Source organism: Streptomyces sp. NPDC056231 (assembly GCF_048270745.1).
Classification (GTDB): domain Bacteria; phylum Actinomycetota; class Actinomycetes; order Streptomycetales; family Streptomycetaceae; genus Streptomyces.
On record NZ_JBLVKW010000004.1, the window covers coordinates 46,194 to 68,894 of the forward strand.

General features: G+C 72.3%; 9 protein-coding genes. All 9 read right to left on the bottom strand.

The features are described from left to right. Window positions 1-6: 6 nt before the first annotated feature. Complete coding sequence (locus ACNPQM_RS05485) at window positions 7-681, bottom strand: EboA domain-containing protein (RefSeq protein ID WP_418083063.1); 675 nt, start codon at window positions 679-681, stop codon at window positions 7-9. Continuing rightward, the gene (locus ACNPQM_RS05490) at window positions 678-1,595 is read right to left on the bottom strand and encodes a sugar phosphate isomerase/epimerase family protein (protein ID WP_418083065.1); all 918 of its coding nucleotides are present in this window, start codon (window positions 1,593-1,595) and stop codon (window positions 678-680) included. Before ACNPQM_RS05490 ends, ACNPQM_RS05485 begins: the two co-directional genes overlap by 4 nt. Then, window positions 1,592-2,485: an SCO3242 family prenyltransferase gene (locus ACNPQM_RS05495; RefSeq protein ID WP_418083067.1), complete on the bottom strand. Its 894-nt coding sequence runs from the start codon at window positions 2,483-2,485 to the stop codon at window positions 1,592-1,594. The genes ACNPQM_RS05490 and ACNPQM_RS05495 overlap by 4 nt, the downstream gene beginning before the upstream one ends. Beyond that, complete coding sequence (locus tag ACNPQM_RS05500) at window positions 2,482-3,675, bottom strand: inositol-3-phosphate synthase (RefSeq protein WP_418083069.1); 1,194 nt, start codon at window positions 3,673-3,675, stop codon at window positions 2,482-2,484. Before ACNPQM_RS05500 ends, ACNPQM_RS05495 begins: the two co-directional genes overlap by 4 nt. 31 nt (window positions 3,676-3,706) lie before the next feature. Beyond that, window positions 3,707-4,501 (bottom strand): hypothetical protein, encoded by a 795-nt coding sequence (locus tag ACNPQM_RS05505; protein WP_418083071.1) that lies wholly within the window; start codon window positions 4,499-4,501, stop codon window positions 3,707-3,709. Between the two features lie 66 nt (window positions 4,502-4,567). Further along, window positions 4,568-5,845, bottom strand: coding sequence for an MFS transporter (locus tag ACNPQM_RS05510; RefSeq protein ID WP_418083073.1), 1,278 nt, complete (start codon window positions 5,843-5,845; stop codon window positions 4,568-4,570). After that, window positions 5,842-6,840, bottom strand: a complete 999-nt coding sequence (locus tag ACNPQM_RS05515; RefSeq protein WP_418083075.1) for an ornithine carbamoyltransferase — start codon at window positions 6,838-6,840, stop codon at window positions 5,842-5,844. The genes ACNPQM_RS05510 and ACNPQM_RS05515 overlap by 4 nt, the downstream gene beginning before the upstream one ends. Before the next feature lie 62 nt (window positions 6,841-6,902). Continuing rightward, complete coding sequence (locus ACNPQM_RS05520; protein ID WP_418083077.1) at window positions 6,903-17,633, bottom strand: amino acid adenylation domain-containing protein; 10,731 nt, start codon at window positions 17,631-17,633, stop codon at window positions 6,903-6,905. Next, a complete protein-coding gene (locus tag ACNPQM_RS05525; RefSeq protein WP_418083079.1) occupies window positions 17,630-22,678 on the bottom strand; it encodes an amino acid adenylation domain-containing protein in 5,049 nt (1,682 codons plus the stop codon). Before ACNPQM_RS05525 ends, ACNPQM_RS05520 begins: the two co-directional genes overlap by 4 nt. Window positions 22,679-22,701 lie beyond the last annotated feature (23 nt).

The window sequence follows — 22,701 nt, forward strand, 5'->3', positions numbered from 1 at the left end:
GGGTGGCTATCGGTCGCGGCCGCGGTCCGTGACGAGCAGGACGAGATCGGCCGGTACGGGGCGGCCCGCGGCGCGGCGCTCGTCGGCGAACGCCTCTGCCATCCGGGCGAGTTCGATGTCCTTGCGCTCATGGAGCCCGGCGACGACGGTCAGCGGTATCTCGGTGAACAGGCACTTGAGTACGGCATGGCGCCAGCGGTGCTGATCCAGATGTGCGCGGGCGTACGGGCCGAGTGCGGCGATGATCAGCCGGGTGTCGTTGCTGCGCAGGGCGTCGTCGGTGAGGGGGGCCGCGGCGGCGCCGAGCGGCAGATAGGGCAGGGACAGCAGCACCCCGCGCCGTTCGGCGGCGTCGCCCTGTGCATAGCGGGCGGCGGTCTCGGTGGCGGTGCGGTCGGGGGCGACGGCAAGGAGCAGTGCGGCGCGCACCGCGTCCTCGACGGCCCAGCCGGCGCGGTCGGGCAGTGCCCGGTCCGGCAGCGGGAGGCGCCCGTAGACACGGCCGGCCGAGGGGAACCGGGTGTCCAGTGCGGCCGGGTCGGCGGCGACGGCCGCGGTGTCCCGTGCGAGCCGCGCCCGGTGGTCCGGGTCGAGGGCGGCGTCCAGCGCACCGAGCAGGGCCCGGACGGTGCGCGGGGCGTGGACGGCCCCGGTGGGTGTGGTGGTGTCCGAAAGCGTCATGGGCGTACCGCGCCCTTCATGAGTCGGGGTTCGGGGGTGGGCACGAGCTCCGGTGCGCGTACGGTCCTCGCGGCGGCCGCCGCCTCGCGCAGGAACGCGATGCTGCGGCGCGCTTGGAGGGTCGCGGCATGGCTGTGCCGGGGCAGTTCCACCGACACGAGGCCGCGGTAGCCCGCATCGGCGAGTGCGGCCAGGACCGGCGGGAAGTCGATCTCGCCGTCCCCGAACGGAAGATGCTCGTGCACCGCGCGCCGCATGTCCTCGATCTGGACATGGGCGAGCCGGTCGGCCGAACGGTGCACGCACACAACGACGGGTTGGGGTTCCAGGCAGCGGCAGTGGCCGATGTCGAGGGTGAGCCGGAACCGGTCGTGCCCGCCCAGCAGGTCCGCCAGTCGGCGGTAGTCCTGCAACGTGGCGACCAGCATGCCCGGTTCGGGTTCGAAGGCCAGGTCTACTCCCGCGCGTCCGGCGTGCTCCAGCACGGTGGCGCACCCTTGGGCGAGCCGCTTCCACGCCTCGTCGGCCGGGACGTCATCGGGTGCGGCGCCGCTCCACAGATGGACGGTGGTGGCGCCGAGACCGGCCGCGATCTCGGTCGCCCTGCGCAGCAGATCCACACGGCGGTCGCGGCCCTCGGTGGAGACCAGGGTCGGCTGGTGCTTGCGCATCGGGTCGAGCAGGTAGCGGGCGCCGGTCTCGACGACCACGTCGAGACCGGTATCGTCGAGCACCTTCCTGACCTGGGCGGTCCGCGCGGCCACGTCCGGTGCGTACGGGTCGAGGTGGTGGTGGTCGAGGGTCAGCGAGACCCCGTCGTAGCCGAGGTCCGCGAGGACCCGCAGGGCGTCGCCGATCCGGTGGTCGCCGAAGCCGTTGGTTCCGTAAGCGAAGCGCAGCGCGGTCCTCGTCATGTCGGCGACACCTTCCGGGCCAGTCGTCGGGCGAGCGGCAGTGCGGCGGCCACCGGCAGGGCCACGGCCGTGGAGCCGGCCGCCGCGGTCAGCGCGGCCTGGAGCGGCATCATGGCGTGGATCCCGGCGCCCACGGCCCGGCGTACGCTCGCGGCGGTCGGGGTACGGGCAGCCCTGTACTGGGCGAGTCCGCAGGTACCGAGGTAGGCGGCGGCCAGTGTGCGGCTGACCGCCCGGTGTGCCGGTGCGGCCCGGCTGCCGTACGCCACGGCCGCCGCCGTGACCGTCCCGCTCGCGGCGAGCGTCGCGGCGGGAACGGCCCTGCTCGCACCGCTGACTTCGCGTCGGCTGAGCACGGTGACGGCGAACGTGTGCGCGGCCACGGTGAGGGCCGCCGGAAGCGCGGCCCTGGTGCGTCCGCTGCCCGCGCCGCCGAGCAGCACGTCGAGCCCCCGGGCCGTCGCCATGGCGGCGGGCCCGGCCGGGGTGGACTTCAGGGCGAGGTCGTACGCCCAGACGACCCCGGCGAGCGATACGGCGGTGGGCAGTGCGGCGCGTCCCCCGCCGAGCGCGGCGAGTCCGATTCCGGCGGCGGTGAGACCGGTGGCGAGGGTGAGGGCCTGTCCTGGCGAGACCTCTCCGGAAGGGATCGGGCGCTCGGGGCGTTCCACGGCGTCGAGGTCGCGGTCGGCGTAGTCGTTGAGCGCCATACCCGCCCAGTAGAGGCAGATGGAGGAGGCGGCAAGCCCCAGTGTCCGGGGCCCGCGCCGCACTCCCGCGGCCGCGGCCCCCGCCAGCACATCGCCGGGGACGGTGAGCGCGGCGGGAGCCCGTACCAGCCGGGCGACGGCACCCGCGGAGGGCAGGCGCCGCCTCGGGTACCCGCTCACACCCGCACCGCTGCGGCGCCCTGTGCCCAGTCCACCAGCGCGGTGAACTGTTCCTCCAGGCCGTGGACCGTGGAGCCCACCGGGTCCTTGAAGAAGAAGCCGAGGGCGGGCACGGGCCCGCTCTCCCCCGCGCGGTGGGCCAGCGCCATGAACCGGGCCAGGTCGAGGACGAGCGGCGCCGCGAGCGCCGAGTCGCAGCCCTCCCAGGTGAACTGCATCGTCATCCGTACGTCGAGGAACCCGTCGAACACGATGTGGTCCCAGGCCGTCTTCCAGTCGCCGAGCGCGGCGATGTGGTGGATGTGCACCCCGCCCTCGACCGGGTGGCCGAGCCCTTCGTCGAGCACCCGCCGCTTGGACTCGACCTTGCTGCGGGCGCGGGAGGGTTCGGCGAGTGCCGCTCCGTCGCCGCCGCCGAGCAGATTGGTGCCGGACCAGGAGCGCACGGCGAGGGCCCGTCGCGCGAACATCGGCATCAGGGCGGACTTGACGAGGGTCTCCCCCGTCTTGCCGTCGCTGCCCGCGTACGGCAGCCCGGCGGCGACGGCGTACTCATGCAGTGCCGGCAGCCGCGCTCCCGCCGAGGGGGTGAAGTCGACATACGCGCAGCCGGACTTCAGTGCGGCGTAGGCGTACACCGCGCTGTAGGGCAGCGGCGACTCCCCCGCCGCGAGCGCCGCGTCCAGCGCCTCGGCCGAGGCGCAGGCCGGGTCGGGTTCCGCGAGGGGTTCGGTCGTGGCGACGTTGACGACCACGACCCGGTCGACTCCGGCGCGGCGCCGGAAGGAGTCGATGTCCGCCGCGAGCGTCTCGATCAGGACGTCCTGCCGCCCGGCGGCACCACCACCGCCGACCGGCCGGATCTCGGCGTCGGCCTCGGCGAGGTCCGCCGCCAGCGGGCCGAGGAGCGCGTACGGCAGGACTCCCGCGTCCGCCAGCTGCTCGGCCCGCTTGACCAGCGGCGTCTCGTCGATGTCGTGACCGCCGAAGACCAGTCGGTCGAAGTCGGGCAGGCCGAGCTCCGCGAAGGGGGGCAGGGCGGCGACACAGCCGGTCTGCCGGGCCAGTCCGGCCCGGATCGCCGCGGCTCCGACGACCGCGGTCGTCGCCACCGAACCGCGGGCGCCGATGAGCCAGACTCCGGTCCTCTCGTCATGTGCTGCGGTCGGTTCCGTCTGTGCCGTTCGCATGATTCTGCCTCTCGGAGCGCGGTCGGGTGGGTCAGCTGACGCCCTGCGGGTACGGGAACGTCTCGAAGGCGGTGTCGCACTCGCCGGGGCTGCGGCTGAGCCACTTCGTGGTCAGCCGGCGGAGCACCTTGGCGTCGAGCGGCGGGTAGATGACGTCGGGCTTCGGCTTGACGATCGACTGGATCTCCCAGGACAGCCCGATCAGCGGGTCGATCACGGCCCAGCGGCGGGAGTCGATGCCGAGGAGCTGCATGGCGCGCAGGTAGCAGTGCCAGGCGTGGAAACCGACCGGCGGGTTGCCGTTCATGGTGTGGCTGCGCTGCCCCTCGGACAGCCGCGGGTCGTAGAGAACGCCCTGCCCGAAGTCGGCGAACGCCTTGGTGAGGCCTTCCAGGTCGGTGCGCGGGTAGTAGCGGTCGATGACGCTCCACTGGGCGTCGGAGAGGACGGTCAGCGCTTGCTTGAGGGGGGTGACGAGCGTGCGGAAACCGCTCGGGTAGGTGCCCGCGCTGCGGTGGGCGAGGTATGCCTGGACGATGGCGACCTCGGGGTCCGCGCCGAGCACCTCGCGGAGCTTCTCGTTGGCGGCGATCACCTCGGGCGTGCGGTGGTACCAGAGCTCCTGGTCGAACACGTACCAGAACTCGTTGGATCGGGGGTCCCCGTTCATGCCCGGGACGTTCGGGATCTCCGGAAGTTCCGCGTACTTCCGCCGGGCGGGGGCGGCGGAGGCGGTGGTGGCCGTTCCCACGGTGGCGAGGCCGGCCACCAGGAGGGCCCCGGCGGAGGTACGGAGGGCCTGACGGCGGTCGATGGGCGGAGTCATGGGAAATTCCCTTTCGCCGGGAGGAGGTTGATGGTTCAGAAACTAGAAAGAGGCGCTATACCGGGCCTATACCGCCGAGCGGTCCTCGCCCGGTACCGGGTCGGGGCGCCGAAGTGCCGGAGTGACCAGCGCTGTTACGGCGAGAAGCACCATGCAGCCCGCGATCCCGGCGAGGGCGCCGGTCACTCCGAGCCCGTCGAGCAGGAAGCCGCTGCCGAGCGCGCCGAGCGCGCCGGCACCGGGGGCGATCAGGGTGAGGACGCTGCTGACGCGCCCCTGCATCTCGTCGGGGGTGACGGACACCTGGTAGACGCCGCCCACCACATTGACGAGTCCGCCCGCGTACGCCATGACGGCGAGGAGGGCACCGATCACGACCGGTGCGCGGACCACGATCAGCAGGGGGACGACGGCGGCCCAGACGGTGATGCTCCCGATGACCACGGTGCGCAGAGGTGCCCGCCGGGTCCACCAGGTCGCGCCGAGTGCGCCGAGCATCCCGCCGACCCCGCCGACGGCGGTGATGGTTCCCAGCAGCGCGGCCGAGCCTCCGCCGTCGCGCACGATGAGGATCACGGCCATGCTGATGCCCTGGAACAGCAGATTGGTCGCGGCGATCAGCCCGACCAGGGTGGTGAGGAACCGACGCCGCCAGGTCCAGGTGAACCCTTCGGCGACTTCGACGGCGAGCCGACGGCGCGGGGCGGTGTCGCGCGGGCCCTGGAACGGCTTTCTGATCAGCAGGAGCGAGATCAGCGACAGCAGATGGGCCATGGCCGCGAAGAGGAAGGGTGACCAGCGCGCCACGGTGTACAGCGCCCCGCCGACGGGCTGCCCCAGCAGTCCGGCGGCCCGCCAGCGCGCCTCGTTCTGGGTGAGGGCGAGGGGCAGTTGTCCGGGCTGTACGAGGTGACGCACTGCGGCCCGTTCGGCGAGCTGGTGGAAGACGGCCAGGCTGCCGCTGACGAAGGCGGCGGCAGCCAGATGGCCGAGGTTGATCCGGCCGGTGGCCACCGCGACCGCAACCGATGCGGTGGCCAGCAGGGAGCCCAGATCGCAGAGGATCATCAGTCGCCTGCGGTCCCAGCGGTCCACGAGCGCCCCTGCTGGCAGCTGCACGAGCAGATTGGGCAGGAGCGCGGCGAAGCCGACCAGTCCGGCGTCGCTCGCCGATCCGGTGTACCAGAGGACCAGGAAGGGGTACGCGACAGAGCAGGCGCGGGCGCCGAGCAGCGTGGCCCCGACGCCTCCCCACAGGAGGACGAAGTCGCGGTTGCGGCGCAGGGGCTGGAGGGGGGCGGAGTCGGCCCCGCCGGTGTCCTGCTGACCGGCCGGAGCCGTCATCCGGCTGCGGCCAGGGCCCTGGCTCCCGCGCCACCCTCCACCGTGAGACCGTTCGCCGGGCCGCCGACGGGGCCGGTGCGGCACCATTCGAGGACGGCCATGGCGCTGTGCATCTTGTTCTCGGCCTGCTGGAAGGCGATCGACGCCGGTCCGTCGAGTATCTCGGCGGTGACCTCCTCGCCCCGGTGGGCGGGCAGGTCATGGAGGAACACCGCGTCCGGACTCCCCTTCCACAGAGTGGAGTTCACCTGGAAGGGCGCGAAGATGTCCCGCCAGTCGGGGTCGGGCTTGCTGGTCCCGGTGGTCTGCCACCGGGTGGTGTAGATGGCGTCGAAACCCTCGGGGAGCGCCTCCATGTCGTGCCGTTCGACGACGGTGGATCCGGTACGTTCCGCGGTGGCGAGGGCGCGGGCGAGGGTCGCGGGGGCGAGTCCGTACCCGGGCGGGGTGCGCAGCTCCAGGGTGATGTTCCTGAACCTCGGCAGGGCGAGCGCCAGGGCCGCCGCGGAGTTGTTCCCCTCGCCGACGTACAGCACACGCAGTCCCTCGATCCGCCCGAACCGGCCGAGGAGCGTGGTCAGATCGGTCAGCGCCTGGGTGGGGTGCTCGTCGGCGCTCATCGCGTTGACGACGGACATTCCGCCCTGTGAAGCCCAGCTGCGCATCTCGGCGGGGTCGGCGGCGGTGCGGGCGACCAGCAGGTCGAGCATGCCGGCGAGGACGCGCCCGGTGTCCTCGGTGGTCTCCCCGGTGTTGGTCTGGAGGTCGTTGGGGCCGTACGAGACGATCTGCGCGCCCAGGCGCAGGGCGCCGCTGGAGAACGCGGTACGGGTGCGGGTCGAGGTCTTGGCGAAGTAGATGCCGGCCACGAGCCCGGCCAGCGGGCGGTCCCCGGTGGCGCGGCCCGCGGAGAAGTCCGCGCCCCGGGCGACGATCGACGTCAGGTCCTCATCGGTCAGATCGTCGATGGAGATGAGATGGCGTGTGTCGGGCATGGGGTGGTCCCTTCTGTCGGTTGTGGCATGTCCGGGTGAACGGTCGGCTCCGAGGGGATCGGTCACCACTGGCCGCCGAAGGACGAGGAGTCGCTCCGGTGGGATTCGATGGCCGCGCGGCCGACCTCGCGGCCGGAGTCGCCGTTGGTGAGCACGATCAGTCCGTCGCCGTCCTTGATCCGGGTGAGGCTCATCGCCCAGTAGCCCTCGAACTCGCCGAAGGCGCCGTACTCGATGTCGTCGCCTGTGGCGTCGACGACGGTGGACAGCCCGTACAGGGCATCCTGATGGGGTGTCAGCATCTGCTGGGCGAGTGGCTGGGTGAGGAGGTCGGCGTCCTGCCCGAGGTGGGCGCGGCGGATCTCGGCGGCGGCCCGGGCGAGATCGCCGGCCGTGGTCCACAGGCCGCCGCCCGCGACCGAGGGGTGGATCGGCAGCCCGGGCGGCACCGGCTGCCCGGACGCGTCATGGCCGAGGGCCACGGGGCGGCGGGAGCGCGCGTGATGGGCCCAGTCGTAGGCGCTGCGGACCATGCCGAGCGGCTGAAGGACCAGGGTGCGCATCAGTTCGGGGAAGGGGTCGCCGGTGACCTCGGTCATCAGCTGTTCCAGGATCAGGTAGTTGAGCCGGTTCTTTCGGAACACGCCTCCCGGTGCGTGCTCGAAGCGGACGGCGGGTGTGCGGGCCGGCGGCCGGCCGTGCAGCGCGTCCAGGACGCCGGGCACGGCGTCGCCCGGGAGATAGGGGTCGTGGGCAGGTTCCAGGGCGAGCCCGGACACATTCGCCAGCAGATGACGCACCGTCACGGCGCCGCCCTGATAGCCCTTCTCGCCGGGGGTGGGCACGCGCCATCCGGTGAGATAGGTATTGATGTCGGCGTCCAGGTCGATGACCCCCTGGGCGGCCAGCGTCAGCGCGCCGAGTGCGGTGATGTGCTTGCTCACCGACGCCACCTTGAACGGGGTGTCGGGGGTGATCCGGTCCGTGGAACCGGTGCCCACCACCCCGTACGCCTCCAGCGCGACCAGCTCGCCGTCCCTCAGCACCGCGAGGCTGGCACCCGGTACTCCGTGCAGCTCCATGGCCTCCGCGACAGCCCCCTTCGGAGCAGGCCGGGTGCGGGGCGCGGACGTGGCCAGTGACGCGGCGAGCTGTTCGATCGTCCCGGCCCGGTAGAGGGCGCGGAGCGTGACGGGCAACCCGGCCTCGCGGACCTCGGCCATCACCCGGAGCACGCTGATGGAGTCGCCGCCCAGGTCGAAGAAGCTGTCGCGGATGCCGACCTTCTCCACATCGAGGACCCGGGACCAGATCTCGGTGAGCTGCCGTTCGACGTCGGTGCGCGGCGCCACGTATGCGCGGTCCGACCAGCCGGAGGAGCGGTCGGGGGCGGGCAGTGCGGCGTGGTCGAGCTTGCCGTTGACGGTGAGCGGGATCCTGGTCATCGGCACGAACGACGACGGGACCATATAGGCGGGCAGCCGCTCGGAGCAGTGCGCGGCCAGCTCGGCGGCGGACGGGGCGTCCGCCCCGACCGGGACCACGTAGCCGGCCAGGCGGCGGTCGCCCTGCTCGGACTGCCGGGCCACCACGACGGCCTCGCGGACCTGCGGGTGTTCGGTCAGCACCGTCTGGATCTCGCCGGGCTCGATGCGATAGCCGCGGATCTTCAGCTGCTCGTCGGCGCGGCCCAGGAACTCCAGGTCCCCGTCCTGCCGTACGCGCGCCAGGTCACCGGTCCGGTACATCCGGGCGCCGGGCGGACCGTACGGGTCGGGCAGGAATCGTTCGGCGGTCAGCGCCGGGCGGTTCGCGTAGCCGCGGGCGAGACCCGCGCCGCTGACGTACAGCTCGCCGGGGACCCCGACGGGGGCGAGCCGCCCCTCGGCGTCCAGGACATAGACCCGGGTGTCGTCCACGGCCCGCCCGAGCGGCACGGCGCCGCCGGCCGCGACATCGTCGGCCGTGACCCGGCGGAAGGTGACGTGGACGGTCGTCTCGGTGGGTCCGTACGCCTGGATCGGCACGGTGCGTTCCAGCCCCTGATGGGCCAGCCATTCGGCGAGGTCGGACACGTCGAGGCCGTCCCCGCCGAAGACGACGGTGCGCAGGGCGAGGGCGTCCAGGCGTGCCTTGTCGCCGCCCGCCGCGGCGATCAGCGCACGGAAGGCCACCGGTGACAGCGAGAGCGTCGTCACCCGCTGCTCGGCGAGCAGGGAGAGCAGTGCCTCGGGGTCGCGGGCGACCGCGGGCGGCACCACGGACACCCGGCCGCCGTGCAGCAGCGCGCCCCAGATCTCCCAGACGGAGACATCGAAGGCGTACGAGTGCAGCAGCGCCCAGACCTGCGAGGAGTCCAGGTCGATGCGGTCGGCCGTGGCCGCGTAGAGCCGCAACAGATTGCGGTGGGTGAGAGTGACGCCCTTGGGCCGTCCCGAACTGCCCGAGGTGTAGATGACGTACAGGGCGTTGTCGGGCCCGGCGAGCGGCTCCGGGTCGGTGGCCGGCCGGCCTGCCAGGGTGTCGGCGTCCGTGTCGATGATGACGAGTCCGCGCGCCCCTGCCGCCGCCTGGGTGTGTGCGCTGCGGGTCACGACGAGGGGCCCGCCCGCGTCGCTCAGCATGTAGGCGAGGCGGCCCGTCGGCTGGGTCGGGTCGAGTGGCAGGTAGGCCGCGCCGGACTTCATGACGCCGAGCAGGGCGGGCAGCAGGTCGATGTCCGGCTCCAGGAGCACCCCGACGACGGACTCGGGGCCTGCACCGAGGGCGCGCAGCTGGTGGGCGAGCCGGTTGGCCCGGGTGTTCACCTCGGCGTAGCTGAGCCGCTCGTCGCCGTGGGAGACGGCGGTCGCGTCGGGCGTGCGGGCTGCCCATGACTCGAAGACCTCGTGCACACAGCCGTCGCCCGCGGGGAGCGTGAGCGGTGCGCCGTTCCAGGTGTCGAGCAGCAACTCCTCCTCCCCCGGCGGCAGACAGGTCGCCCGTGCGTCTCCGTCGGAGTCGGCGACCATCGCCTCCAGCACGGCCCGGTACATCCCCGCCAGTCGGTCGGCGTGGTGCCGGGAGAGTGCGTGGGTGTGGGTGCGCAGGGTGAAGTAGCCGGGGGTGGTGGGCACTCCGAGCGCGAATTCGGTGGAGTCGTCGCCCTCACCGGCGTCGGTGTCGATGAGGTCGGTGTCCATCTGGTCGAAGTCCTGGAAGGTGAACAGCACATCGATGAGCCGTTGTCCGTCTCCCGCTTCGCGCTGGATGGCGGGCATCGGGTAGCGCCGGTACTGCCACTGCTCGACCTCGCGGTCGAAGGTCTGCCGCACCAGTTCACGCCAGGTGGCGGCGGTGCGCTCGAAGGGGAAGGGCAGGCTGTTGAGCTGCATGCCGTAGACCCGGTCGGCGCCTTCGAGTTCGGGCCGGGCGCTGTAGACGAGTCCGGTGAAGAAGGTGGGCTCGTCGGTGAGCATGCTCATCACCTTGAGATGGGCGGCGTGCAGCACGCTCTTCAGTGACACGCCGGCCTCGGCGGCCAGTGCGCGCAGCCCCGGCTCCAGGTCCCGGTGCGGCACATGGATCTGGTAGTCCGCGCGGGGCGCGGTGGTGTCCGCCCAGGCGGCGGGGAGGGTGAACTTGGGGTGGCGGGCCACGAGGTCGTGCCAGTAGGCACGGTCGTCGGCGGACTGGAGGGCGCGCTGTTCGGCGGCGATGAAGTCGGCGTACCGGACGGCGGGGGGCTCGACGGTCGCGGGCCGGTTGCCGTCCCGCAGGGTGCGGTAGGTGTCGAGGATCTCCATCACGAGGGAGTGGAAGGTCCACCCCTCGGTGATGGCGTGGCACTGGGTGAAGGTGAGCCGCCAGCTCCGGTCGTTCTCGAGCAGGGCGCCGATACGCATGAGGGGTGCGCGAGTGGTGTCGAAGACGGCGGCGCGTTCGCTCGCGGTGTACGCCTCCAGCTCTGCCTGCTGCCTTGCGGCGTCCAGGTCCCGCAGATCCCTTACCTCGACGGGGACATCGGCCCGCTCGTGGACGAGCTGCATCGGCACGGAGTAGCCGGAGACCGCGAAGGAAGTACGCAGCATCTCGTGCCGGCTCGTGACCAGCGCCGCCGCGTCACGAAGAGCACCGGCATCGAAGGGCTGCTCGTCACGGATCCGGAACAGCGTGATGTTGTGATAGCTGTGCTGCTCCTCGTCGGCCAGCATCTCCACCAGCATCCCGAGCTGCACCTGCGACATCGGATACGCATCCGACACCCCGGCAGGCACAAGCTCCCGGTCCGCCGCCGACAGCAGCGCGAACCGCTCCACCGGCCGCTCCCGCTCCACCACCCCACGACCACCCACCGACGCCGCCAGCTCGGCAACCGTACGGAACTCGAACACATCCCGCACCGACACATCCACACCCGCCGACCGCAGCGCACCCACCAGCACCACCGCACGGATCGAGTGGCCGCCGAGCTCGAAGAAGTTGTCGTGAACACCGATCCGGTCGGCTTCCAGGACCTGCGACCAGGCGGTCGCCAGCAGCTCTTCGAGGGGGTTGCGGGGTGCGACGTACGCCCGCTCGCCGTTGCCGAACGAGGCTTCGTCGGGTGCGGGCAGGGCCCGCCGGTCGACCTTGCCGTTGCGGTTGAGCGGCAGGGCGTCCAGCACGAGGAACGCGCTGGGCGTCATATAGGCGGGCAGCCGTGCGGCGCAGTGGGCGGCCAGTTCCGCGGTGACCGGGGCCCGGCCGTCGGCCGGAACGTAGTGGGCAACGAGCCGCGGATCGCCGGTCGCCGAACGGTGGGCGACGACGACGCACTCCTGGACGGCCGGGTGCTCGGCCAGGACGACCTGGATCTCGCCGAGCTCCACACGGTAGCCGCGGATCTTCACCTGCTCGTCGATCCGGCCGAGGAACTCGACGACGCCGCCCTCGGTCATCCGGGTCAGATCGCCCGTGCGGTAGAGCCGGGCGCCGGGCGGTCCGAACGGGTCGGGTACGAAGCGCTCGGCGGTGAGGCCCGGCTGGGCCGCGTACCCGCGCGCCACTCCCGCACCCCCCACATAGAGCTCGCCCGGCACGCCGACGGGGACGGGGCACAGCGTGGAGTCGAGGACGTAGAGCGTCGCGCCGGGGAGGGCGCTGCCGATCGGCACGGTCTCGGCGCCGCCCAGGCGCTCCACGTCGACGGGGAAGACGGTGCTGCCGACGGAGGCCTCGGTGGGCCCGTACTCGTTGATGAGCCGGCCGGGACCGAGGAGGCGCAGCCAGTGGTCGGCGCTGCGCCCCGGGAATGCCTCGCCCGCCACGACGACGACCGAGGCGAGCTCCTTGGCCCGGGCGTCGTCGAGCCGGTGCGCGATGATTTCCAGATGGCCGGGGGTCAGCTTGAGGAAGCTGAACGGGCCGGCTTCGTGCAGCAGCGGACCGAGGTCCTCGACCGGGAAGTCCTGCGCCAGGATGTGCACCCGGCGGCCGGTGACGAGGGGCGCCCAGAGGTTGGGCACGACCAGGTCGAAGGCGACGGAGGAGAAGAGGGCGGCGCCTCCGGGGCCGCGCGCGGCCAGCGTGCCGGCGGCCCAGCCGATGTGGTTCGAAAGGCCCCGATGGGTGATCTGCACGCCCTTGGGCACGCCGGTGGAGCCCGAGGTGTAGATGACGTAGGCCAGCCGGTCGAAGTCTGCGGAGGCCTCCGGCCTGGTGGCGGGGCGGCGGTCGATGGAGGCCGCTGCCTCGGGCCGGTCCACGACGACCTGGTGGCCCTCGAAGGCGTCGGCGAGCCGGTCGGAGTGGGCCGTCGCGGTCACCAGGAGGCGGGCGCCCGCGGCGCCCAGCATCCTGGCGGTACGGGCCGCGGGCTGGCCCGGGTCCAGCGGCAGATAGGCGGCGCCCGCCTTCCATACGGCGAGGAGGGAGACGATCAGCTCCGGGCCGCGGTCGAGGAGGACCCCGATCACGGACTCGGGGCCGGCTCCGAGCGCGCGCAGCTCATGGGCGAGCCGGTTGGCCCTGGCGTCGGTCTCGGCGTAGGTCAGCCGGTCCTCGCCGTAGGTGACGGCAGTCTCGTCGGGGGTGCGGACCGCCCAGGACTCGAAGAGCTCGGGGACCGTCGCGGAGACGCTCACCGGGGCGGCGGTGGCACTCCACTTCTCGACGAGCAACTCCCGTTCGCCGTCGGGGAGGAAGGTGGCGCGTGCGTCCCCGTCGGTGTCCGCGACCATCGCTTCGAGCACCGCCCGGTACATCCCGGCGAGGCGGTCGGCATGCTCCCGCGTCATGACGTGGGTGTGTGACATCAGCACCACATAGCCGCCCACCGCCAGGGTGGCGAGGGCGAATTCGGTGAGTGAGTCGTCGATGCTGGCGCCGAAGTCGACGAGTTCGGTGTCCACCTGGTGGAAGTCCAGGTAGCTGAAGCGGACATCGAGCAGCCGGGCGCCGTCGCCCTTCTCGCGCTGGATGGCGGGCATCGGGAACCGCCGGTGCGGCCAGAGCTCGACCTCCCGGTCGAAGGTGCGGCGCACCAGGTCGCGCCAGGTGGTGACGGCGGTCCGGTCGTAGCCGAACGGCAGGCTGTTGAGGTACATGCCGTAGACCCGGTCGGCGCCTTCCGCCTCGGGCCGGGCGTTGCAGACCAGGCCGGTGAAGAAGGCGGGCTCGTCGGTGAGCATGCTCATCACCTTGAGATGGGCGGCGTGCAGCACGCTCTTCAACGAGACACCGACCTCGGCGGCCAGCGAGCGCAGACCGGCGTCGAGGTCCTGGTAGGGAATGCGCACTCGGTAGTTGTCCCGCGGTTCGTCCTGGTCACCCGCCCAGGCGGCCGGGAGGGAGAACGTCGCATGGCGGTCGACGACGTCGTGCCAGTAGGCACGGTCCTCCGCGGAGGCCAGCGAGCGCTGCTCGGCGGCGATGAAATCGGCGTACCGGACGGCGGGCTGTTCGACGGGCGCCGGCAGATCGCCGTCGCGCAGGGTTCGGTAGGCCGCCAGCACCTCCATGAGCAGGGAGTGGAAGCTCCAGCCCTCGAGGATGGAGTGGCATTCGGTGAGTCCGAACCACCAGCTGCCGTCGTCGATCACATGGGCCGAGATCCGGATCATGGGGGCCTGAGTGGTGTCGAAGACGGCGGCACGCTCGCTCGCGGTGTACGCCTCCAGCTCTGCCTGCTGCCTTGCGGCGTCCAGGTCCCGCAGATCCCTTACCTCGACAGGGACATCGGCCCGCTCGTGGACGAGCTGCATCGGCACGGAGTAGCCGGAGACCGCGAAGGAAGTACGCAGCATCTCGTGCCGGCTCGTGACCAGCGCCGCCGCGTCACGAAGAGCCCGGGCATCGAAGGGCTGCTCGTCACGGATCCGGAACAGCGTGATGTTGTGATAGCTGTGCTGCTCCTCGTCGGCCAGCATCTCCACCAGCATCCCGAGCTGCACCTGCGACATCGGATACGCATCCGACACCCCGGCAGGCACAAGCTCCCGGTCCGCCGCCGACAGCAGCGCGAACCGCTCCACCGGCCGCTCCCGCTCCACCACCCCACGACCACCCACCGACGCCGCCAGCTCGGCAACCGTACGGAACTCGAACACATCCCGCACCGACACATCCACACCCGCCGACCGCAGCGCACCCACCAGCACCACCGCGCGGATCGAGTCCCCGCCGAGCTCGAAGAAGTTGTCGTGAACACCGATCCGGTCGCCGTCGAGGACCTGCGACCAGGCCGTGGCGATCTGCTCTTCGAGGGGGTTGCGGGGCGCGAGGTACTGGCCGCCGGTGTGGAGGCTGTGCTGCTCGGGTGCGGGCAGGGCGCGCCGGTCCAGCTTGCCGTTCGCGGTGAGCGGCAGGGCGTCCAGTACGACGAATGCGGCGGGGACCATGTAGGAGGGCAGGCGTTCTCCCAGGGCGGCCCGGAGCGCAACGCCGTCGGGGGCGCGTCCGGCCTCCGGTACGACGTACGCGACCAGCCGTCGGCCCACGGCGTCGTCATCGCGCACCACCACGGCGGCGTCGCGGACGCCTGGCCGGCCGGCCAGGGCGGCCTGGATCTCGCCGAGTTCGATGCGGTAGCCGCGGATCTTCACCTGGTCGTCGATACGGCCCAGGAAGTCCAGGGTGCCGTCCGGGTTGCGCCGGGCGAGGTCGCCGCTGCGGTAGAGCCGCGCGCCCGCCGGGCCGAACGGATCGGGTACGAAACGCTCGGCGGTGAGCGCCGGGCGGCCGAGATAGCCCCGGGTCACGCCGGGGCCGCCGACATGAATCTCGCCCGGCACTCCGGACGGCACGACCTGCCCGTGGCGGTCCAGGAGGTAGATGGTCAAGTCCTCCAGCGGGCGGCCGACCGGGTTGCCACCGGCCGTCAGGTCGTGCTCGGTGATGCGGTGGTAGGTGGAGTGCACGGTCGTCTCGGTGATGCCGTACATGTTGAGCAGCTGCGGTCGGTCGAGACCCAGCCGCTCCACCCACGGAGCCAGCTCGGCGAACTCCAGCCGCTCCCCTGCGAACACCACAGCCCTCAGATCGAGTTGGTCGATCCTCGGATCGTCCGACCCCGCGGCACCGACGAGCGACCTGAACGCGGAGGGTGTCTGGTTGAGCACCGTCACCCGGTGCCGCACCAGCAGATCGAGGAAGTCGTCCGGCGACCGGGCGACGTCGAACGGCACCACCACCAGCCGCCCACCGTGCGCGAGCGCACCCCACAGCTCCCACACCGACACATCGAAGGCATAGGAGTGGAACAGCGGCCACACATCCTCTGCGCGGAAGCCGTAATGCCGGTCCCCGACGGCCAACAGCCGCCACACCTGGGTGTGGCTCACGCACACACCCTTCGGGCGCCCGGTGGAGCCCGAGGTGTAGATGACGTACGCCAGCGCGTCCGGTCCCGCCGTGCTGGGGGCGGGGTTCGCCTCGGACTCGGCCGCGATCGTGACCGCGTCGCGGTCGAGGACGACGATCCGCCCGGTGTACACGCCCGCGAGCCGCTCTGCGTACTCCGAGGTGGTGACGACGACCGGCGCCCCGGTGTCGCCGAGGACGAATCCCCACCGGTCGACCGGGTGCGAGGGATCCAACGGCACGTAGGCGGCGCCGGACTTCAGCACGCCCAGCAGGGCGGGGACGAGGTGGCTGCCGCGTCCGAGGCAGACGCCGACCAGATCCTCGGTGCCCACACCGAGCGCCGTGAGGTGGTGGGCCAGCCGGTTGGCGCGGGCGTTGAGTTCCCCGTACGACAGCGCCTCGTCGCCGGCGACGACGGCAACTGCGGTGGGGTTCTCGGCCGCCCGGTCCTGGAAGACCTCGTGCATCGGCCGCGCTTCGCCGGCCGGCCGCACCGCGGGCGGCGCCAGGACGGCGCTCACCCGCTCGCCGTGGAGCGGCAGCCGGGTGACGGGGCTGTCCGGGGAGGCGACCAGGCCGTCGAGCAGGCGCAGGAAGGATGCGGCGAAGCCGTCCATCCACGGCTGGTCGAAGAGCGCGGTGGCGTACTCCAACTGGCCTCGCAAACCGCCGCCCGGTGTCTCCTCGATCTGCAGCGCGAGGTCGAACTTCGCGGTAAGCCACGGGAGTTCGACGACCGAGGTGGCGATGCCGGGCAGCTCGAGTGCTCCTTCCGCCGCCTCGTGCAGGGTGAAGGCGATCTGGAACAGCGGAGTACGGGAGGTGTCGCGGACCGGGGCCAGCTCGTCGACCAGGCGCGCGAAGGGCACCTCCTGGTGATCGAAGGCGCCGAGTACGGTGCTCCGCGCGGCGGCGAGCAGCTCGGTGAACGCCGGTTCGCCCTGCCAGGTTCCGCGCATCACGAGGGAGTTGATCCCGTATCCGATGACGTTCTGGAGTTCGGGGCGGGTGCGCTCGGAGACAACGGTTCCGACCGCGATGTCGTCGCGTCCGGTGTAGCGGGACAGCAGCGCCTGGAACGCGGCGAGCAGCGTCGTGTAGAGGGTGACACCGTGCTCCTTGGACAGGGCATGCAGCCCGGCCGCCAGCGGTTCCGGCAGCTCCAGCGGTACGGCGGCGCCCCGCCAGTCCCGCACCGGCGGCCTGGGCCGGGCAGTGGGGAGTTCGGCCGGTGTGCTGTCGGCGAGGAGGCCGCGCCAGTAGCCGAGCCGGCGGTCGAGCTCGGGACCGGCGATACGGCTCCGCTGCCATGCGGCGAAGTCGGCGTACTGCACGGGAAGTGCGGGTAGCGGGGAAGGGCGGCCCGCTGCGAACGCACCGTAGAGCGCGCCGAGTTCCCGCTCGAACACCTGGATGGACCAGGCGTCGCAGGCGATGTGGTGGAAGACCACGGCCAGCAGATGATCGTCCTCTGCGAGCCGGATCAGCCGGGCGCGGACCGGCCACTGGCCCGCCAGATCGAAGGGCGCGGCGGCGGCTTCGGCCGCCAGGTCGGCGGCCTTCTGCTCGCGTGCGGCGGCGGGCAGTGCGCCGAGGTCCGTGACCGGGAGGTCCGGGGTGCCCGCCGGGTCGACGACCTGGACGGGTTCGCCGCTCTCCAGGCGGTAGCGGGTGCGCAGGATCTCGTGCCGGGCGACGATCTCGGTGTACGCGGCGTGCAGGACGTCGAGGTCGAGCGGTCCGCGCAGGCGGCGCAGGACCGGCACCAGGTACTCGGGGCTCTCCGGGTCGAGACTGCTCAGGAACCAGAGCTGCTGCTGCCCGAAGGAGAGCGGCAGGGTGCCTGCGCGGTCGGCGCGCGGAATGCCCGCGCGGGGGGCCGAGCGGCGCCCGGCGAGCCGCTGCCGCAGCAATTCCTCGCGGGCCGCCGCCACGGCGGTGGCGGACTTCTCGGTCTCTCCGGCGCTCATATCTCTCGTTCCTCCGCCAGCATCGGGTCCGTCAGCAGTGCGGCGTCGTCGAGCCGCGCGATATCCGCTCTGAGCTGTGTCTCAACCTCGGCGGCCAGTTGGGCCACCGAGGGCATGTCGAAGACCTTGCGCACCGGCAGGTCGATGTCGAACTGTTCCTGGACCGCGGCCACCAGCCGCAGCGCGAGCAGGGAATTACCGCCGAGTTCGAAGAAGTTGTCGTGGACGCCGATCCGCTCGGTGTGCAGGATCTGGGCCCAGATGTCGGTGACGGCCTCTTCGGCCTGGTTGCGCGGGGGCACGTAGTCCCCGCCCGTGTGGAGGCTCTGCTCCTCCGGTGCGGGCAGGGCCCGCCGGTCCAGCTTGCCGTTGGCGGTCAGCGGCAGGGCGTCCAGCACGACGAAGGCCGCGGGCACCATGTACGACGGCAGCCGGTCGGCCAGGGCCGCCCGCAGCTCACCGCCGTCGGCCCGGGCGTCGGGTGCCATGACCACGTAGGCGACCAGCCGGCGGTCGCCGGGCCGGTCCTCCCGTACCACCACCGCCGCGTCGCGGACGGCCGGCCGATCGGCCAGCGCGGCCTGGATCTCGCCGAGTTCGATACGGTAGCCGCGGATCTTCACCTGGTCGTCGATACGGCCCAGGAAGTCCAGGGTGCCGTCCGGGTTGCGCCGGGCGAGGTCGCCGCTGCGGTAGAAGCGCGCGCCGGGCGGGCCGAACGGGTCGGGCAGAAAACGCTCCGCGGTGAGTCCCGGCCGCCCCAGGTAGCCACGGGCGACGCCGGGGCCGCCGACATGAATCTCGCCGGTGACGCCGACGGGCACCGTCTGTCCGTGGCGGTCGAGCAGATGGATCCGCAGATCGGCGAGTGGGCGCCCGACCGGGTTGCCGCCGGCGGTCAGGTCGTCGTGGGTGACGCGGTGGTACGTCGAGTGGACCGTGGTCTCGGTGATGCCGTACATGTTGAGCAGCTGCGGTCGGTCGAGACCCAGCCGCTCCACCCACGGAGCCAGCTCGGCGAACTCCAGCCGCTCCCCCGCGAACACCACGGCCCTCAGATCGAGTTGGTCGATCCTCGGATCGCCCGACCCCGCGGCACCGACGAGCGACCTGAACGCCGAGGGTGTCTGGTTGAGCACCGTCACCCGGTGCCGCACCAGCAGATCGAGGAAGTCGTCCGGCGACCGGGCGACGTCGAACGGCACCACCACCAGCCGCCCACCGTGCGCGAGCGCACCCCACAGCTCCCACACCGACACATCGAAGGCATAGGAGTGGAACAGCGGCCACACATCCTCCGCGCCGAACGCGTAGTGCCTCCGGGCGATGGCGTGCAGCCGCCACACCTGGGTGTGGCTCACGCACACACCCTTCGGGCGCCCGGTGGAGCCCGAGGTGTAGATGACGTACGCCGTCGAGGCCGGTCCTGCCGGCAGCGGTGCCGGGTTCGGCAACTCCGCCTCGCCCGGTTCCTGCGGCGCGTCCTCGTCGAGGACGATCAGGGTCCCGGAGTGGATCCGCCCCAGCCGTTCGGCGAACTCCGAGGTGGTGACCACGAGGGAGGCCGCCGTGTCACCGAGGATGAACTCCCAGCGGTCCAGAGGATGCGCCGGATCCAGCGGAACGTACGCGGCGCCCGACTTCAGTACGCCGAGCAGGGCGGGCACCAGCTCGGGCCCGCGCTCCAGGCACACGCCGACCAGCACTTCGGGTCCGGCACCCAGCCCCCTCAGGCGGTGGGCCAGCCGGTTCGCCCGTGCGTTCAGTTCGCCGTACGTCAGCTCGGTGTCACCCGCGACGACGGCCACCGCACCGGGGGTCGCCGCGGCCTGCTCCTCGAAGACCTCGTGCATCGTCCTGGCCTGCCCGGCGTCGTCCACGGCGGCGGGTTCGACGAGGGCCTGCTCGGCGGCCCCGAGCAGCGGAGCCTGTGAGATGCGGCCGGACGGGGCGCTCGCGAGGGCGTCGAGCAGCCGTACGAAGCCCGCCGCGAGATTCTCCACCCAGCCGCGCTCGAAGAGCGCAGTGGCGTACTCGATCTGGCAGCGCGCTCCGCCGCCCGGCTCCAGGTGGACGAAGAGCGTGAGGTCCGTCTTGGCGGTCCGCCAGTTGTCGCCGAGGAGCGCCAGATCGCTGTCGCTGAGCGCCGATCCGGTCTGGCCTTCGTCGAGCAGGTCGAAGGCGGCCTGGTAGAGCGGGGTCCGCGAGCGGTCCCGGTCGCCGAAGGCGTCCACGAGGCGTTCGAAGGGAAGGTCCTGGTGGGCGAAGGCGGTCAGGACCATGTCCCGTATCCGCTCCAGCGCCGCCATGAACGTCGGGTCGCCGCCGAGATCGCAGCGGAGCACGAGGTTGTTGAGGAAGCAGCCCGCGACGCCGGCGCTCTCGGGCCTGGTGCGGCCCGAGACCGGTGTGCCGACCGCGATGTCCTCGCTGCCCGTGTACCGGGAGAGGAGGGCGGAGAAGGCGGTGAGCAGGGTTGTGAAGGGGGTGGCCCCGTGGTGCTGGCCGAGGGCGAGCGCCTGCTTCGTCACGCTGTGCGGGACATGGAAGCCGACCACCGAGCCGCTGATGTCGCGTTCGGCCGGCCGGGGGCGGGCCGTGGGGAGATCGAGGGGGACGAGTCCGTCGAGGACCTCGCGCCAGTGGGCGAGCTGTCGTGCGCTCTCCTCGTCACCGGACTGCTCCCGCTGCCTGACGGCGAAGTCGGCGTACTGCAGCGGAAGCTCCGGCAGCCGGTCCGCCTCGGGTGTGAGGCAGAGGCCGCGGAGGTCGTTCTCCAGCAGGACCGATGACCAGCCGTCCGAAGCGATGTGATGGATGGTCAGGACCAACAGGTGTTCTTCTCCGGGAGTGCGGATCAGCCGGGCCCGCCAGACCGGGCCCTGCTCCAGGTCGAAGCCCTGGGCGAGCTGCGCCCTCAGGTGCGGGGCCGGACCATCGGGGCCCGCGTCCAGCACCTGGAAGTCCACCGTGCTGTGGTTGTCGGCCAGTTGGCGGGGTTCACCGAGCTCGGTGACGTACCGCGTACGGAGGATCTCGTGCCGGTCCGCCAGGGTGCGCAGCGCCGTGCGGACAGTCTCCGGGCGGGTGCCGGCGGGCAGGCGCAGCAGAACGGGCGTGACCCATTCGGCGCTCGCCGGGTTCATCCGGTCCAGGAACCAGATGCGTTCCTGCGCGAAGGACAACGGGAGCGGCGCGCCCCGGCCGGCCGCCGTGACCGTGGCCGTGTCGTCGGCCGGGTCGCCGCGGCCTAGCAGCTGGGCCTGTTCGGCGACGGTGGTGGCGGTGAAGAGGTCACGGAGTTCGATGCGGCGGCCGGTGGCGGCGGTGAGACCGCCGAGCAGCCGGGTCATGTGGAGCGAGGTGCCGCCGAGGCGGAAGAAGTCGTCGTGTGCGCCGACGGTGTCCGTGCCGGTGCCGAGCAGGTCGGCCCAGACGCGGGCGACGAGCCGCTCGTCGTCGGTGCGGGGCTCGACCGCCGCCGGCCCGTCGTCGGCCGTGCTGGGGTCGGGCAGGGCGCTTCGGTCGACCTTGCCGCTGGCGTTGAGCGGGAAGGCGTCGACCGTCACATAGACGGACGGGATGAGTGCCTCGGTGAGGCTGCCCCGGAGGAAGGCCCGGAGTTCGGCGGCGGGCACGGGTTCGGCACGGGGGACGACGTGCGCGGCCAGTCGCGCGGTCCCGTCGGGGGCCTTGAACGGGGTGACGACCGCACCGCTGAGCCCGGGGTGCGCGGCGAGCGCCGCTTCGGCCTCGCCGGGTTCGACACGGGTGCCGTTGATCTTGACCTGGTGGTCCACCCGGCCGACGTACTCCAGCACGCCGTCCGAGCGCCAGCGGGCCCGGTCGCCCGTGCGGTACAGCCGTTCGCCCGCTGCTCCGTAGGGGTCGGGGACGAAGCTCGCGGCGGTCGCGCCCGGGCGCCCCAGGTAGCCGCGGGCCACTCCGGGGCCTCCCGCGTACAGCTCGCCCGGCACTCCGACGGGCACCGGTGTCCCGGCCGCGTCGAGCACCAGGACGCGCATGGAGTCGATCGGGCGGCCGATGGGTACGGGGCCCTGCTCCCTGTCCGGGTGGACGGGGTGGGCGGTGACGTCGATGGAGCACTCGGTGGGGCCGTAGGTGTTCCAGATTCCGGCGCGGATGCGGTCGGGCAGCCGTCGGCAGAGGTCCGCGTGCAGGGGCTCTCCCGCGCAGAACAGCAGCCGCAGGTCCGTGCAGTCGGCCCAGCCGTCCTCGTCGGCGAGCAGCCGCAGCACGGAGGGCACCACCTGGAGGACGGTGATGCGCTGTTCGGCCACCTCCCGCAGCAGCAGCGCGGGGTCGCGCTCGGCTCCCTCGGGGGCCATGACGACGGTGCCGCCCGCCGTGAGCGGGGCGAAGATCTCCCAGCCCGCGGCGTCGAAGCTCATCGTGGTCTTCTGGAGGATCCGGTCGTCCGGGCCGATGCCGTGTCTGCGGACGGTCCAGCCGACGCGGTTCGCGATGCCCGCGTGGTCGACGAGGACGCCCTTGGGGCGGCCGGTGGATCCCGAGGTGTAGATGACATACGCGGCTGACGCCGGGGACACCGGTCCCGGCAGAGCGGTCGCGGGCTGCGCGGCGATGCGGTCCCGCTCCTCGTCCAGGCACAGGGCGGTGACGGGCAGGTCGCGCAGGGCGCCCCGGGCGGTGGGCCCGTCGGTGAGAACGACACGCGCTGCCGTGTCCTCCAGGACCCATTCCAGGCGGGCGCGCGGATGCCCGGGATCCAGCGGTACGTACGCCGCGCCGGCCTTCCAGACGGCGAGGAGCGCCACCACGAGGCCGATGCCGCGCGGCAGGCAGACCGCGACGAGGTCCTCGGGGCCGATGCCGCGGTCGCGCAGGACATGTGCGAGACGGTTGGACCTCCGGTCGAGCTCGGCGTAACCGAGCCGGTCCCGACCGCAGAGCACGGCGAGGGCGTCGGGGGTCCTGGCCGCCTGCAGTTCGAATCGCGCGGGCAACAGCTCCGTACCGGAACGGTCGGTCTCTGACGTCCGCGGCCACACCTGGGATTCCACCCTTGCTCCTCTTCACCTCTGGG

Excerpts from the sequence above, each read along its gene's own strand:
- ACNPQM_RS05510 (WP_418083073.1), bottom strand. The coding sequence starts at position 5,845 with ATGACGGCTCCGGCCGGTCAGCAGGACACCGGCGGGGCCGACTCCGCC.
- ACNPQM_RS05500 (WP_418083069.1), bottom strand. The coding sequence starts at position 3,675 with ATGCGAACGGCACAGACGGAACCGACCGCAGCACATGACGAGAGGACC.
- ACNPQM_RS05485 (WP_418083063.1), bottom strand. The coding sequence starts at position 681 with ATGACGCTTTCGGACACCACCACACCCACCGGGGCCGTCCACGCCCCG.
- ACNPQM_RS05520 (WP_418083077.1), bottom strand. The coding sequence starts at position 17,633 with ATGAGCGCCGGAGAGACCGAGAAGTCCGCCACCGCCGTGGCGGCGGCC.
- ACNPQM_RS05515 (WP_418083075.1), bottom strand. The coding sequence starts at position 6,840 with ATGCCCGACACACGCCATCTCATCTCCATCGACGATCTGACCGATGAG.
- ACNPQM_RS05505 (WP_418083071.1), bottom strand. The coding sequence starts at position 4,501 with ATGACTCCGCCCATCGACCGCCGTCAGGCCCTCCGTACCTCCGCCGGG.
- ACNPQM_RS05490 (WP_418083065.1), bottom strand. The coding sequence starts at position 1,595 with ATGACGAGGACCGCGCTGCGCTTCGCTTACGGAACCAACGGCTTCGGC.